The sequence below is a fragment of the Lentibacillus halophilus genome (assembly GCF_055395055.1).
Window position 1 is genome coordinate 2,405,722 of the sequence record NZ_AP043750.1, and the last position, 14,996, is coordinate 2,420,717.

14 protein-coding genes are annotated in these 14,996 nt (G+C 41.8%); all 14 read right to left on the reverse strand.

Annotation, left to right across the window (positions count from 1 at the left end; genetic code table 11):
• Positions 1 to 19 precede the first annotated feature (19 nt).
• The 14 genes from ACZ5Q7_RS11900 to sucC all read right to left on the reverse strand — a co-directional run bounded on the left by ACZ5Q7_RS11900 (position 20) and on the right by sucC (position 14,887).
• The gene (locus tag ACZ5Q7_RS11900; RefSeq protein ID WP_343753351.1) at positions 20 to 817 is read right to left on the reverse strand and encodes a phosphatidate cytidylyltransferase; all 798 of its coding nucleotides are present in this window, start codon (positions 815 to 817) and stop codon (positions 20 to 22) included.
• A gap of 15 nt (positions 818 to 832) precedes the next feature.
• Positions 833 to 1,588 carry an isoprenyl transferase gene (locus ACZ5Q7_RS11905; protein WP_343753353.1) on the reverse strand — a complete coding sequence of 252 codons (756 nt, stop codon included), beginning with the start codon at positions 1,586 to 1,588 and terminating at the stop codon, positions 833 to 835.
• A gap of 233 nt (positions 1,589 to 1,821) precedes the next feature.
• Positions 1,822 to 2,379, reverse strand: coding sequence for a ribosome recycling factor (frr, locus tag ACZ5Q7_RS11910; protein ID WP_343753355.1), 558 nt, complete (start codon positions 2,377 to 2,379; stop codon positions 1,822 to 1,824).
• On the reverse strand, positions 2,379 to 3,104 hold the full coding sequence (gene pyrH, locus ACZ5Q7_RS11915) for a UMP kinase (protein WP_343753357.1): 726 nt from the start codon (positions 3,102 to 3,104) through the stop codon (positions 2,379 to 2,381). The genes frr and pyrH overlap by 1 nt, the downstream gene beginning before the upstream one ends.
• 111 nt (positions 3,105 to 3,215) lie before the next feature.
• Positions 3,216 to 4,100 carry a translation elongation factor Ts gene (gene tsf / locus ACZ5Q7_RS11920; protein ID WP_343753359.1) on the reverse strand — a complete coding sequence of 295 codons (885 nt, stop codon included), beginning with the start codon at positions 4,098 to 4,100 and terminating at the stop codon, positions 3,216 to 3,218.
• A gap of 95 nt (positions 4,101 to 4,195) precedes the next feature.
• Entirely contained in the window at positions 4,196 to 4,966 is a 771-nt protein-coding gene (gene rpsB / locus ACZ5Q7_RS11925; protein WP_343753361.1) for a 30S ribosomal protein S2, read from the reverse strand.
• 458 nt (positions 4,967 to 5,424) lie between these two features.
• The gene (codY, locus tag ACZ5Q7_RS11930) at positions 5,425 to 6,204 is read right to left on the reverse strand and encodes a GTP-sensing pleiotropic transcriptional regulator CodY (protein WP_343753363.1); all 780 of its coding nucleotides are present in this window, start codon (positions 6,202 to 6,204) and stop codon (positions 5,425 to 5,427) included.
• Between the two features lie 31 nt (positions 6,205 to 6,235).
• Positions 6,236 to 7,630: an HslU--HslV peptidase ATPase subunit gene (gene hslU, locus ACZ5Q7_RS11935; protein ID WP_343753365.1), complete on the reverse strand. Its 1,395-nt coding sequence runs from the start codon at positions 7,628 to 7,630 to the stop codon at positions 6,236 to 6,238.
• Between the two features lie 17 nt (positions 7,631 to 7,647).
• Positions 7,648 to 8,193 carry an ATP-dependent protease subunit HslV gene (gene hslV, locus ACZ5Q7_RS11940; RefSeq protein WP_343753367.1) on the reverse strand — a complete coding sequence of 182 codons (546 nt, stop codon included), beginning with the start codon at positions 8,191 to 8,193 and terminating at the stop codon, positions 7,648 to 7,650.
• A 19-nt stretch (positions 8,194 to 8,212) separates the two neighbouring features.
• Positions 8,213 to 9,130, reverse strand: a complete 918-nt coding sequence (gene xerC / locus ACZ5Q7_RS11945) for a tyrosine recombinase XerC (protein WP_343753369.1) — start codon at positions 9,128 to 9,130, stop codon at positions 8,213 to 8,215.
• Between the two features lie 432 nt (positions 9,131 to 9,562).
• On the reverse strand, positions 9,563 to 11,641 hold the full coding sequence (gene topA / locus ACZ5Q7_RS11950) for a type I DNA topoisomerase (RefSeq protein WP_343753371.1): 2,079 nt from the start codon (positions 11,639 to 11,641) through the stop codon (positions 9,563 to 9,565).
• A 129-nt stretch (positions 11,642 to 11,770) separates the two neighbouring features.
• Positions 11,771 to 12,664: a DNA-processing protein DprA gene (dprA, locus tag ACZ5Q7_RS11955; protein WP_343753373.1), complete on the reverse strand. Its 894-nt coding sequence runs from the start codon at positions 12,662 to 12,664 to the stop codon at positions 11,771 to 11,773.
• A gap of 111 nt (positions 12,665 to 12,775) precedes the next feature.
• A complete protein-coding gene (gene sucD, locus ACZ5Q7_RS11960; RefSeq protein ID WP_343753375.1) occupies positions 12,776 to 13,678 on the reverse strand; it encodes a succinate--CoA ligase subunit alpha in 903 nt (300 codons plus the stop codon).
• Positions 13,679 to 13,723: 45 nt separating this feature from the next.
• A complete protein-coding gene (sucC, locus tag ACZ5Q7_RS11965; protein ID WP_343753377.1) occupies positions 13,724 to 14,887 on the reverse strand; it encodes an ADP-forming succinate--CoA ligase subunit beta in 1,164 nt (387 codons plus the stop codon).
• Between the last annotated feature and the right edge of the window lie 109 nt (positions 14,888 to 14,996).

The following is a 14,996-nucleotide window of genomic DNA, read 5'->3' on the forward strand; positions in this document are numbered from 1 at the left end:
GACGCATCGTTTTCAGATTTCAATCAAAAAATTGAATGAAATGCAGGAACGGTAACACAAAGATTAAACTGTCCAGCCTGTCCAGAATGCCGCCATGCCCGGGCAATACATTTCCGGAATCTTTGACACCGTAAAAGCGTTTGAACGCCGATTCGACTAAATCTCCTATTTGTCCAAAAACCGATGCTGAAATCGTAACAATAACTATAACTATCATATCATATTCAAAAGGATAAACAATATGAAAGAAAATACCAATGACACAGGCCAGCATAATACCGCCAAGCGCACCCTCAACTGTTTTGTTCGGGCTGATTTCTGGCCATAGCTTATGTTTACCGAAAGCGCGTCCGAAAAAATAAGCCCCTGTATCGGTTGCCCAAATGACAAGCAATACATACAACAAATTGGCAAGCCCTTGTATATTACTTCCTGCATCTCGTGTTTCAATCGAATAGAAAAAACCCATTCCAACATAAATTAAACTCAATATAATAAAGCCGGCATCATCAAAAGCAAATTTATTTTTAGCCAGTACCGTATAAGCTAGCAGAAAAAGGACAAATATCATAATCAATTCCATTTTTCCGATGACTGGCCATACAGCTGCGAGATCAGGAATCAGAACAAGCCATAATAAAATAATAGCCAATACAACGGGGGTATAATACGTACCGATTTTGCGCATACGGATCAGCTCAATCAAAGCCGTTGTTGCAAGCACATACACAAGTAATCGAAACAGGGTTCCGCCGACTGCCATGAACGGAACAAAAATAATAAATGCCAGTATGGCTGTCAGAATTCGTTGTCTCATCGATCGTTCAACACCTTATACGCCTCCATAACGTCTTTTTCGACGCTGATAATCAAGGAGCGCTTTTTCAAACATTTCTATCGAGAAATCCGGCCATAATACATCCGTGAACCAGAATTCAGAATAGGCAACCTGCCATAATAGAAAATTGCTCAGCCGTTTCTCACCGCTTGTACGGATGAGTAAATCGGGATCAGACAATCCGTTCGTATAAAGGTATGCTCCAAATGTTTCTTCATTAAGTGAGTTCAGGTTCAGCTTATCATCATCAACGTCTGTGACGATTTGTCTAATAGCTTGCATAATTTCAAATCTACTTCCATAGTTTAAAGCAAAATTTAATAATAATCCATTATTATTTTTGGTTTTTTCTTTAGCATAGTGAACAGCCTTTTTGGTATGATCAGGTAACAACTCGATATCACCGATGGTTTCAATCCGGACATTGTTTTCTATAAGTTCAGGCAAATAAATATGTAGAAATTCTTTCGGTAGCCGCAGCAAATAATCAACTTCCGAATCCGGTCGCCTCCAATTCTCGGTTGAAAAAGCATAAAATGTCAGGATTTCAATACGATTGGATACGGCAGCGTTTACCACTTTTTGCACCACATCCATACCTTCTTTATGGCCGGCAATCCGCGGAAGCCCCCTCTTCTTTGCCCAACGGCCGTTTCCATCCATAATAATAGCAATATGTTTCGGCACCGTATCAAGCCCGAACTGTTCTTTTATGTTTGATTTCTTTTTTTTAAAAAAAGGAAGTCTCATTGATTGGTCCTCCGATATCGTTAATGCTCTTTATAAATAAAGCAGGGTCGGGGAGTATTATGATCAGAAACAGCACAGCCACACATGCCGTATAAATCGTATATGCTGTTCCTTATAAGGATGAATAACCACTGTATGAAAGGAATGAATTGCTGTGTGGTGATGCCGATATGGAAACAAAAGCCCTCTTCAGCAAGAGGGCTGTCGTTGCTCATAAATGGTATACCATTACGTTATATCTCCAATATTTCTTTTTCTTTCTCTTTTACAAGGGCGTCAATTTTGCCAATTTGTTGATCCGTTTCTTTTTGAACATTATCTTGTTCGTTTTTTAGATCGTCTTCGGTCAAATCGCCATTTTTTTCGGCTTTTTTAAGTTGATCATTAGCTTCACGGCGGACGTTGCGAACCTGTACACGTGAGTCTTCAGCATATTTCCCAACAATTTTACCCAGTTCTTTGCGGCGTTCTTCTGTCAATGTTGGAATGTTGATGCGGATAACACTGCCATCACTTGAAGGAGACAATCCAAGGTCAGCTTTTTGAATGGCTTTTTCAATATTAGAAATCGATGACTTGTCAAATGGGGTGATAACCAACAGTCTTGCTTCTGGCGCAGAAATATTGGCCAGCTGGTTAAGTGGCGTCATGGCACCGTAGTAATCAACTTTTACACCGTCCAAAATAGCAGGATTGGCACGTCCGGCTCTGACCGTTGCCAAACTTTTAGAGAAAGATTGTACAGCTTGTTCCATTTTGCTCTTCGCTTCTTTTACTATATCATCAGCCATCATTTATTCCCCCTTATCATTGTACCAATTGGTTCGCCTTGTAGAACACGTTTAATGTTACCTTTTTCCATAATTGAAAAGACAATAAGTTTGATATCATTGTCCATGCACAACGATGATGCTGTCGAATCCATAACCCCGAGTCCTTCGTTAAGCATTTGCATATAAGAAATCTCTGTATACTTTTCAGCGTCCTTGTTCACTTTCGGGTCATCCGAATATACACCATCAACACTGTTTTTGGCCATCAGAATGACTTCAGCTTCAATTTCAGCAGCCCGCAGTGCAGCTGTTGTATCTGTTGAAAAATAAGGATTGCCTGTACCAGCGGCGAAAATGACAACACGTTTCTTTTCAAGATGACGGATTGCTTTTCTCCTTATGTATGGTTCGGCAACTTGCCTCATTTCTATGGATGTTTGCACTCGAGTTGGAATGCCGCCTTTTTCCAAACTGTCCTGAAGCGCCAGTGAATTCATGATGGTAGCAAGCATTCCCATGTAATCAGCAGTAGCACGATCCATCCCCATTTCACTGCCTACCTTGCCGCGCCAAATGTTACCGCCGCCGACAACGACAGCAACTTCTACACCAAGTTCAGCGACTTCCCTCACTTGTGCTGCAATCGACTGAATGACTTGCGGTTCAATTCCATATCCATGGGTGCCACGTAATGCTTCTCCACTTAACTTTAACACAATTCTACGGTAATGAGCTGTTGTCATACGTACCTCCATCAAACGTCATATTATCAGCAAGCATTCATAAGCGTTTGCAAACCGCTTTTAACGACATAGGGAACGCCTATACCGGGTTCCCTGTGTCGTTTAGTCGTTTTAATTTTTCATTTGGTTCTTAACTTCTTCAGCAAAGTTTTCTTGACGTTTTTCCATTCCTTCGCCAACTTCGTACCGGACAAAGGTTTTAAGTGACGCATTTTTACCGTCAATATATTGTTTCACTTTTTGATCCTGATCTTTCACAAAATCCTGTTCAAGCAGGCAGATTTCCTCAAAATATTTGCCGAGACGTCCTTCAACCATTTTATCGACGATATGCTCGGGCTTGCCTTCATTCATCGCTTGTGTCTTCAATACATCTCGTTCTTTATTAACTTCTTCTTCTGGTACATCGTCGCGTGATACGTAGCTCGGGCTGACAGCTGCTGCATGCATAGCAATATCTTTGGCAGTATCTGCATCTGTTGTCCCTTCAAGCAATGTCAAAACGCCGATGCTTCCGTCCATATGAGTGTATGCACCAAACGTATCATTATCCGTTTTATTCAACAATGTAAAACGACGCAGCGAGATTTTTTCACCAATTTTCGCAACGGTAGCGTTAATATATTTCTCGACGGTTTCGCCGTCACCTTGAAGTTCTTGCTGCAGTGCCTCCTCAACGGTTTCGGGTTTTTGTTTGAGAATATGCTTCCCAAGCTCACTGAGCAATGCTTTAAACTGATCGTTTTTAACAACAAAATCCGTTTCGCAATTGACTTCCAAAAGAACAGCCGTATTATTGCTCACTTCAATATGTGCGGCTCCTTCAGCAGCAATGCGATCAGCTTTTTTAGCTGCTTTGGCCATTCCTTTCTCCCGCAAAAACTCCATTGCTTTATCCATATCACCATCTGTTTCTTGAAGTGCTTTCTTGCAGTCCATCATGCCGGCACCTGTTTTTTCACGCAAATCTTTAACAAGTTTTGCTGTTATTGCCATCGTATTTCCTCCTTTTGTATTATAATCATCGTCAATTACTCTTAAAAAAAGGTGATAAAAGGCTCGCATCCCCTTATCACCTATCCTCTCACCTTTTACTCATTATCTGTTTCTGATTCAGCTTCAGTGTCTCCAGCAGGAACGGCTTGGGCTTGTTCCTCTGTTTCCACATCTTCTGTTTCCTCTCCTTGTTTCACTTCAAGGACAGCATCCGCCATTTTGGACGTCATCAGCTTAACAGCACGGATGGCATCGTCATTTGCGGGAATGACATAGTCAATTTCATCCGGATCGCAGTTGGTATCAACCATAGCAATAATCGGGATGTTCAATTTATGCGCCTCCGCAATGGCAATTCGTTCTTTACGCGGATCAATAACAAACATGGCATCCGGAAGTTTGTCCATTTCTTTGATTCCACCCAAGAATTTAACAAGTCGGTCTTCCTCTTTTCTAAGACCCATCACTTCTTTTTTCGGAAGTAACTCAAATGTTCCATCTTCTTCCATACGTTCAATATCCTTCAAACGGTTAATACGCGTGCGTATAGTCTGGAAGTTCGTAAGCGTTCCGCCCAACCAGCGTTGATTCATATAAAACATACCTGAACGCGTTGCTTCATCTCGGACAGAATCCTGTGCTTGTTTTTTCGTTCCGACAAATAAGATGGAGCCACCATTGGCTGCAATATCTCGCACATAATTGTAAGCTTCTTCAACCTTTTTGACCGTTTTTTGCAGGTCAATAATGTAAATGCCGTTACGCTCCGTGAAGATATATTTTTTCATCTTCGGATTCCATCGGCGTGTCTGGTGACCGAAGTGCACACCGGCTTCTAGCAGTTGCTTCATTGAAATGACTGACATAATCCATTCCTCCTAATGGTTTTTCCTCCGCTCAAGATCATCTTTGTATTATGACCATATTGATAAACTGAACATTGCTCTCAACAAATGGCACCAATGATACAAATCACTTGGCGTGTGTATTTGATTTGTGTTTATTCCTGAGTTAAACACAGTCTTACACCAAAAATAAATATATCATAACAAGAATAACCAATCAAGGGTTATGTTAGGCATTGTTTTGAAATTTTATCACCGTTTTATTAACGTGCCATTTTTCGCTGGTGATTATCCCGGAATTGAACATTACCGGATTTCATTTTACATGATAGTTCACCAGATATATAATATTCTCTCAGTTCGTTATTGTTCCGGCATTTTTAGATAATCTTTGACACGTCGGTTCAATGCTTTTGATACAACTGCCACAAAAAACAGCTACCTTTTTGATAGCTGTTTTTGTGTGTCATTGTTGATGTTTACCTTGAACGAAGCTTATCAAGTTCAACCAGAAATTTGTCATTCAATACCTTGATATACGTTCCCTTCATGCCAAGGGACCGTGATTCAATGACGCCAGCACTTTCAAGTTTTCTGAGAGCATTAACAATTACCGATCTCGTGATACCGACCCGGTCTGCTATTTTACTTGCAACAAGGAGTCCTTCCTTACCATTAAGTTCCTCAAAAATATGATCAATGGCTTCCAGCTCACTATACGATAGTGAACTTATGGCCATTTGCACGACAGCTTTGCTTCTGGCTTCCATTTCAATTTCTTCCGTTTTTTCATGCAATATTTCCATTCCAACCACTGTGGCACCATATTCAGCAAGAAGCAGATCATCATTATTAAATTGATCGGTCAGTCTGCTTAATACGAGTGTTCCGAGTCGTTCACCGCCGCCGATGATGGGAACAATAGTGGTTAGTCCGCTTTGAAACAGTTCGCGGTTTTCTTCAGGAAATGCCGTGTACGGACTGTCAATACCAAGATTGGACGTCGTTTCATTAAAATTGAATAAGCCATTTGTATATTCTTCAGGGAATTGCCTTTCTTCAAGCACGGTTTTCATGCGCTCGTTTTCAATCTCTTGGTTAATCGCCACCCCGAGTAGCTTTCCGCGTCGGCTGACAATAAACACATTGCCTATAATCGCATCTCTTAATGTTGCGGACATATCATTAAAATCAACTGATTTTCCTGTCGTTTTCTGCAGCATGGCATTAATTTTTCTTGCACGGTGTAATAGTTCCATAATTTTTCCTCCATTTCGTTGTCATTCCATTTTAGAGAATGAACTGACTCAAATCTTTATCATTTACAATATTTTTTAATTTCTCATCAACGTAGGAATCGGTAATTTCAACAGTTTCCATCGTAATCTCAGGAGCCTCAAATGATAAATCTTCCAACAATTTTTCCATAATCGTGTGAAGCCGTCTTGCACCAATATTATCGGTTTCTTGATTCACTTGAAAAGCAATTTCCGCCAATCTATCCACAGCTTGGTCGGTGAACACAACATTTATACCTTCCGTTTTTAATAATGCTGAATATTGTTTCAACAATGCATTCGATGGCTCTTTCAATATACGCTTAAAATCTTCGACAGCCAGTTTGTCAAGTTCCACACGTATTGGAAATCTTCCCTGCAATTCCGGTATTAAGTCAGATGGCTTTGCTGTATGGAAGGCGCCTGCAGCAATGAAAAGCATATGATCGGTTTTTACCGGACCATGTTTGGTGACAATCGTCGACCCCTCGACAATGGGAAGAATATCACGTTGCACCCCTTCACGGGAAACGTTCCCAGAATTGTCCTCTTTACCGGAAACTTTATCAATTTCATCAATAAAGAGAACGCCTGTCTGTTCGGCACGGTCAATGGCTTCTTCAGCCGCCTCTTCCATATCAATAAGCTTCTGAGCTTCCTGCTGTGTCAAAACGTCTCTGGCTTCTGAGACAGGAAGTGTCCGTTTCTTTTTCTTTTTCGGCATAAATTGACTGAGTGCATCTTGCATATTCATACCCATTTGTTCCATTCCAGAACCCTGTAACATATCAAACATGGAAGGTTGCTGTTCGTCTATTTCAATGGTTACTTGATGATCTTCCAATTCACCCATTGATAACTGATGTTCCACTTGTTTCCGTTTATTTCGAGTGTCTTCATCGTTGTCTGATGACTCATCATCCTGTTGGTCATCATCTTGTGAAGAAAATAACATTTCAAACGGATTCTTCATATTGGATTGCTTCTTTGCCTGTGGAACAAGTAGTTGAACGAGACTTTTGTTCGCTTCTTCACGTGCTTTATCCTTCACGTTTTCCATTTTTTCTTCTTTAACCATGCGAAGAGCCATTTCCACAAGATCACGTACCATGGATTCCACATCACGTCCGACATACCCAACTTCGGTAAATTTTGTCGCTTCGACTTTAACAAAAGGGGCATGAACCATTTTCGCCATACGGCGGGCAATTTCTGTTTTACCGACACCGGTCGGACCAATCATCAAAATGTTTTTAGGAACAATTTCATCTTTTATTTGCTCATCAAGCTTCGTACGCCGGTATCTATTCCTCAAAGCTATGGCTACAGACTTCTTGGCATCCGCCTGGCCGACGATATAGCTATCAAGCTGATCAACGATTTGTTTCGGTGTATAATGAATACCCATAAACAAAAGCCTCCTTACTAATCAAGAACCTCCAGGGTAATCTGATTATTGGTGTATACACAAACCTCACCAGCAATCTCCAAAGCAGCCCGGGCAACCTCCTTGGCTGTCAGATTGCTTGAATACCGAACCAAAGCTCTTCCGGCACTGAGTGCAAAGTTCCCGCCTGAACCGATGGCGAGAATGTCATCATCCGGTTCAATAACTTCTCCAGTCCCGGAAACCAGAAACATCTTATCTTTATTCATGACAATAAGCATGGCCTCCAGTTTTCGGAGGACTTTATCACTGCGCCATTCTTTAGCCAATTCAACAGCTGATTTGGCAAGATTGCCGTCAAATTCCTTCAGTTTTCCTTCAAATTTCTCAAACAATGTAAATGCATCCGCCACTGAACCGGCAAACCCCGCCAGAACCTGATTATTATATAGTGTTCGGACTTTTTGGGCTGTGTGTTTCATGATGGTTGCATCTCCCAAGGTAACTTGCCCATCACCACTCATAGCACATTGTCCATTATGCCTAAGGGCAAATATGGTCGTTGCATGCATCTCAGATGTCACGATCATCACCTCTTTATAATTATTGATCCTTTGCTCGCGGATGACTGTTCATATATACACTGCGCAGTCGATCTTTGGTTACATGTGTATAAATTTGTGTTGAGGCTAGATTCTCATGTCCCAGTAATTCCTGGACCGTTCGGAGATCAGCACCTTCGTTCAGCATATGGGTAGCAAATGTGTGCCGCAGTTTATGCGGATGCACATGAACAGTAAGAGCAGCTTTTTCAACCATTTTGTCCAAAATGACACGGATGCCTCTTGCAGTTAGTGCACCGCCTCTGTTATTTAAAAAAACAGCGTCTCCGGGTGTAGATGCAGAAGCCTTTTTCAGCAGTTGTTTTCGTCCATCATCTATGTATGTTTCAAGTGCTATTTCCGCAAAACGTCCAAATGGAATATACCGTTCTTTGCTTCCTTTTCCCTTGATGAACATAGTCCCGATGGTAAAATCAATATCTGAAAGCCGCATGCGCTGGCATTCACTGACACGAATCCCGGTTGCATAAAGTGTTTCAATAAGAGCTTGATTACGCTGTCCAATTGGATCGCTTAAGTCATTTACTTCAAAAAGTTTCTCGAGTTCCTCCATATACAGAAATCCAGGAATCGCTTTTTCAGCTACGGGGAGGTTGATATGGAGGAAGGGATTGCCATATATATTCTCTTCCCGTTCCAAAAACCTGAAAAAACTCTTCAAACTCGAAATTTTCCTCGAAACAGACCGCCTGCCCAACTTTTGGTTATACAAAGACGTTAAAAAGGTTCGGATAACCCGGTAATCCACATCCTGCAGGTTTGTAATCCCTTCCCGATGTAAAAAAAGATAAAATGTTTCAAGATCATCCGTATAATACGTAATGGTATATGGTGACGCGTTCTTCTCAATTTGTAAATACGCTACAAATGCTTTTGTCAACTCTGAAAATTGTTTCACTATGTCACCCCAAAAAACAACGAATAGAGCATATCATACGTAAGCATGTAAGGCAATAAACTTAACGAAATTGTAACAAAATTCAGAAACATGTGCAAACCCTTTAAAGGGAGGTCTTTGAACCAAACACTATTAAAACGCAACCTGAATAAAACTGTCAAGCAAATCACCTTACCAATGCGCAATTATATCTGTTTCCCATATGATAGTCAATAAAGTGAAACATTAATCAGTGAGGTTACTATCCATTGATAGACAGATGTTTCCTCTTACTTTCACATGTAGCACGTTGAAGGAGAAAGTATAAGAGTTTATGGATGAAAAACAATAAATGTATTTCTAATATGATTGTTCAATGGTTAATCATTCACAATACTTTCTGGCTCGTTTAACTACCACAGTAGAGAACTGACCGCCGTGGGTCCACAGCGGTCAGTTCTCTTCGGTTTCCCTATAATCACAGTTTGTGCATTGCACACGTGTTTCTTTCTTTGTCTTTTTCTCAACCATGAATGAACTGCATTTTGGACATGGTCTGGAGATAGGTTTATCCCATGATATGAATTCACACTCCGGATAACGGTCACATCCAAAAAACTTTCTGTTCTTTTTGGACGTGCGTTCGACAACATCCCCTTGTTGACAGCGCGGACACGTTACACCAATTTTTTTAAGAATCGGTTTCGTGTTACGGCAATCCGGAAAGTTCGAACAGGCCATAAATTTACCATATCGGCCCATTTTATAAACCATTTCATGGCCGCAATGTTCACAATTAACTCCGGCAGGTTCATCACGAATTTCCACTTTTTCCATTTCCTCTTCTGCTTTTTCCAGCCGCTTTCGGAAATCAACATAAAATTCATCCAAAACCTGAACCCATTCAGCTTTTCCTTCTTCAACGGCGTCCAAATCCTCTTCCAGTTTAACAGTGAAATCAAGATCGATAACCTTTGGGAAAAACTCTTTCAATATATCAGTAACAATTTCTCCCAATTCAGTTGGAACAAACCGTTTATTATCCAGTTGCACATAACCTCTGCGCTGAATCGTATCCAGTGTGGGGGCATAGGTTGAAGGTCGTCCGATTCCCTGTTCTTCCATGGTCCGGACAAGCCTTGCCTCTGTATACCTTGGCGGAGGCTGAGTGAAATGTTGATTTGGTGTGATGTTATTTGCCTCAACAGTCATACCTTCAGTCAATTCGGGCAAAAATTTATTTTCGTCTTTTTTCTTATCATCGGTTCCTTCAACGTATACCTTCGTAAAACCTTTAAACTTTATTTTTGAGCCTGTTGCCCGGAATTCAACCCCATTATTGAGCAAATGAACCGTCATGGTATCCATGATAGCTGGTGCCATTTGACTTGCAAGGAATCGTTCCCAGATCAGTTTATAAAGACGGTATTGATCCCTTGATAAAATTGGCTTAAGCGACTGCGGATCACGTCCGACGGAAGTAGGTCTGACTGCTTCATGAGCATCTTGTGCGCCTTGCTGTTGTTTCGACTGCCCGGAAGCGCCGAGAAACTTCTTACCATAATTTTCTTCAATATAAGTTGCGGCTTCCTGTTTGGCTGTATTGGATATGCGCGTTGAATCTGTGCGCATATACGTGACGAGTCCGGTAATTCCACCTGCCTTTTTGCCTAGATCAATCCCTTCGTATAATTGCTGGGAAACCATCATGGTCTTTTTGGCCCGGAAATTCAGTTTTCGAGCCGCTTCCTGTTGCAAGGAAGATGTAGTGAATGGTTTGGCAGGATTACGTCTGCGTTCGCGTCGATTCACTTTATCGACTGAAAATGTCTTTCCGTCCAAACTGTCAGTGATTGTTCGCACATCCGATTCTGATTTCAGTTCTTGTTTCTTGCCTTCCACTCCATAAAAAGATCCTTCAAAATGTTCGGATTCCTTCTGAAAGTCAGCTTCTATGGACCAATATTCTTCCGGCTTAAAATTTTGGATTTCTTTTTCCCGTTCAATAATCATTTTCACAGCGACTGATTGTACCCGCCCGGCACTCAATCCTTTTTTAACTTTTTTCCAAAGTAAGGGGCTGATGTTGTAGCCAACAAGCCTGTCAAGAATCCGTCGAGCCTGTTGAGAATTGACCAGGTCATAGTCAATAGATCGTGGATTTTTAAATGATTCTTTAATCGCATCTTTCGTAATTTCATTAAAAACAACTCGGCATTTCGAGTCTTGGTCAACGTTGAGTGCATATGCCAAATGCCAAGCAATAGCTTCGCCTTCTCGATCGGGGTCTGCTGCTAAAAAAACTTTTTTGGACTTTTTCGCGGCGGATTTTAAATCTTTTAAAACATCCCCTTTTCCGCGGATTGTTATATATTTCGGTTGAAATTGATTATCCGGATCTACAGCCATTCGACTTTTCGGTAAATCCCGAACATGTCCCATGGATGCTTTCACCTTGTATTTTTTTCCCAAATAACGTTCGATCGTTTTCGCCTTTGCCGGCGATTCCACGATCACAAGATAATCTGACATATGTTCTCCTCCCACATCAGGACGCATTTATAGAGGTGTGTATTGCAAATCCTATTCAACATTGGAAATCTTCACTAATAGTAAATAGTCAGTTTTCGTTTGTCAACTATGATATGTCGCTTCGAACGTCTATATGTTCCAGTAAAATTCCATTTGCTTCCAGTCGTCGACAATATCTGATGAATCCAGTACTAATTTTGCACCGTCCTGAATCATTCGATTACAGCCTTTTGCGTGTTCGGCAAGCGGGGAACCGGGGAGTGCATATACATCTCTTCCTTGGTCCAGAGCTTGGTCAACTGTAATCAATGTTCCACTGCGTTCCATTGCTTCAATAACAAACGTACCGAATGACAGTCCACTGATGATTCGATTGCGTTCAGGGAAATGATAGCGTTCAGGTGAAGTGTTCGGAGGGTATTCGGATAAAACCAATCCTTTTGCTGCAATTTGCCTGAACAACTGTATATGCTGCTTTGGGTAGACATAATCGAATCCACTTCCCAGTACGGCAATGGTTTTTCCTTGGTGATTCAAAGCAAGATGATGTGCATAGCTGTCAATGCCCATGGCCATGCCACTGACGATAAGCCATCCTTCCTGAATAAGTGGGACCAAATATCGTTTCATTTTAGGCATTGCTTCTGTTGATGGCTTTCTCGTACCAATCACACTGAGCATGGGCTGGTGGGTTAATAAATTGGTGTCTCCCATAGCGTAAAGCACAAGTGGCGCATCTTTAATAGTTTTTAACACAGATGGATAGATATCGTCAACGATGGTTATTAATTTGCAATAGGTCTGTTCATGTTTTATTTGCGATTTCAGATCGGGATTACGAAGATCGGAATGAAATTTAGCGGCTTTTTTGGATGGCAACGAGAAGAACTGACTGATGTTGGAAGACGAACGTTGATAAAATGTTTTGAGTGTGGGGTCGCAGCGTATAAACGCACGTACAGTCCTGCGGCTGATACCACGGCATCGGGTTATATGAATGAGCCGTTCACGAAATGTTTCCAATGAATCACTACCTTTTTTATATTATTGTATGTGGATAACTAAATAGCATTCAGCATAATATAGGTGGAACCCGGAAAGCAAATATAGCATTCCTGGGTTCCTTCAAAACCACTAATGTGTTTTGCATTTTTCCTGCAAACCATTTTCTTTTAGTACGCCAATCATGGTGTCACCAATGTCAGCCGGTGTGGAAGCGGTCTTAATGCCTGCTTCATTCATCGTACGGATCTTTTCTTCTGCCGTTCCTTTACCGCCCGAAATGATGGCTCCAGCATGACCCATTCGTTTTCCTGGAGGTGCTGTCGCTCCACCAATAAAGCCAACAACGGGTTTATTCATATTTGCCTTTACCCATTCGGCTGCCTCTTCTTCAGCTGTACCGCCAATCTCACCAATCATGACGACTGCTTCTGTTTCTGGATCGTCATTAAAATCCTGCAGAGCATCAATGAAACTGGTGCCGTTTACAGGGTCTCCACCGATACCGACGGCCGTTGTCTGACCATAACCGGCTTCTGATAGCTGGTGTACAGCTTCGTAAGTCAATGTGCCGGAACGCGATATAACGCCGATATGACCTTTCTTATGGATGTATCCCGGCATAATGCCAATTTTGCATTCATCAGCCGTAATAACACCTGGGCAGTTTGGACCGACAAGACGCGTTTTTTTGCCTTTCATAGCCCGTTTTACTTTAACCATGTCCATAACCGGAATATGTTCAGTGATGCATATAACCAAATCCAGTTCGGCATCCACCGCTTCCAAAATAGCATCCGCCGCAGCCGGAGCCGGGACGTAAACGACAGACGCATTAGCACCAGTTGAGTCAACAGCATCCTTCACTGTATTGTATACCGGAACACCTTCTACTTCAGTTCCGCCTTTTTTGGGCGTAACACCGCCGACAACCTTTGTTCCGTATTCGAGCATTTGTTTCGTATGAAATTTAGCCGTGCCGCCAGTGATTCCCTGGACAATAACTTTTGTATCTTCATTTACATATACACTCATCTTCGTCCGTCCTTTCTGATGTAATCAATAAATGATTCACTACTTTCAGTTTTTAACCGCAGAAACAATCTTTTCGGCGCCATCAGCCATGGAACCGGCAGATGTGATGTTCAAGCCTGACTCGTCCAGAATTTGTTTGCCCCATTCGACGTTCGTTCCTTCCAGACGCACCACAAGCGGAATGTCAAGACCTACTTGTTTTGTAGCTTCAACGACACCTTCTGCAATGACATCACATTTCATGATGCCACCGAAAATATTGACAAAAATGCCTTTGACATTGTCATCGGACAAAATAATTTTAAATGCCTCAGTGACTTTTTCAGCTGTTGCACCACCACCAACGTCAAGGAAATTTGCCGGTTCGCCGCCGTAATATTTGATAATATCCATCGTGGACATGGCTAGCCCTGCGCCATTAACCATACAACCAATATTTCCATCCAGTGCTACGTAACTCAAGTCGTATTTGGAAGCTTCGATCTCTTTCTCATCTTCTTCATCCAAGTCACGCAATTCAGCAATATCTTTATGACGGAACAATGCATTGTCATCAAAGTTCAATTTCGCATCCAGTGCCATCACTTCACCGTCACCAGTCGTAACAAGCGGATTGATTTCAGCAATGGAGCAATCTTTTTCAACAAATACGTTGTAAAGACCGATCATAAATTTGGCTGCTTTGCCGATTAGTTCGTCCGGAATGTTAATGTTAAATGCGAGTCTCCGTGCTTGATAACCGGAAAGCCCGACCACTGGATCAATGACTTCTTTAAAGATTTTTTCCGGGGTTTCGGCAGCCACGTCTTCAATCTCCGTGCCGCCTTCCTCTGAAGCCATCATCACTACACGGGAAGTCGCACGATCCAGTACAAGTCCAACGTAATATTCGTTTTGAATATCGCTGCCTTCCTCTATGAGCAAACGCGTCACTTCTTTGCCTTCCGGGCCTGTCTGGTGTGTCACTAACTGTTTGCCTAATATGTCATCGGCATATGTACGCACATCATCCGAATTTTTGGCAATTTTAACACCACCGGCATTCCCGCGTCCGCCGGCATGGATTTGCGCTTTCACAACGGTAATATTGCCCTTTAATTTATTAGATGCTTCTACTGCTTCGTCGACCGTATATGCCACATACCCATTCGGAACACTCACGCCGGATTCGCGTAAGATATCTTTGCCTTGATACTCATGAATGTTCATAAATTCATCCTCCCATCAAATTTCACTACATTGTTATTGTATAAAAAAACTGGTATTTGCACAAGAAATAGCGATTCTCATCAACATATGTCTTAATGCACCTGACAAT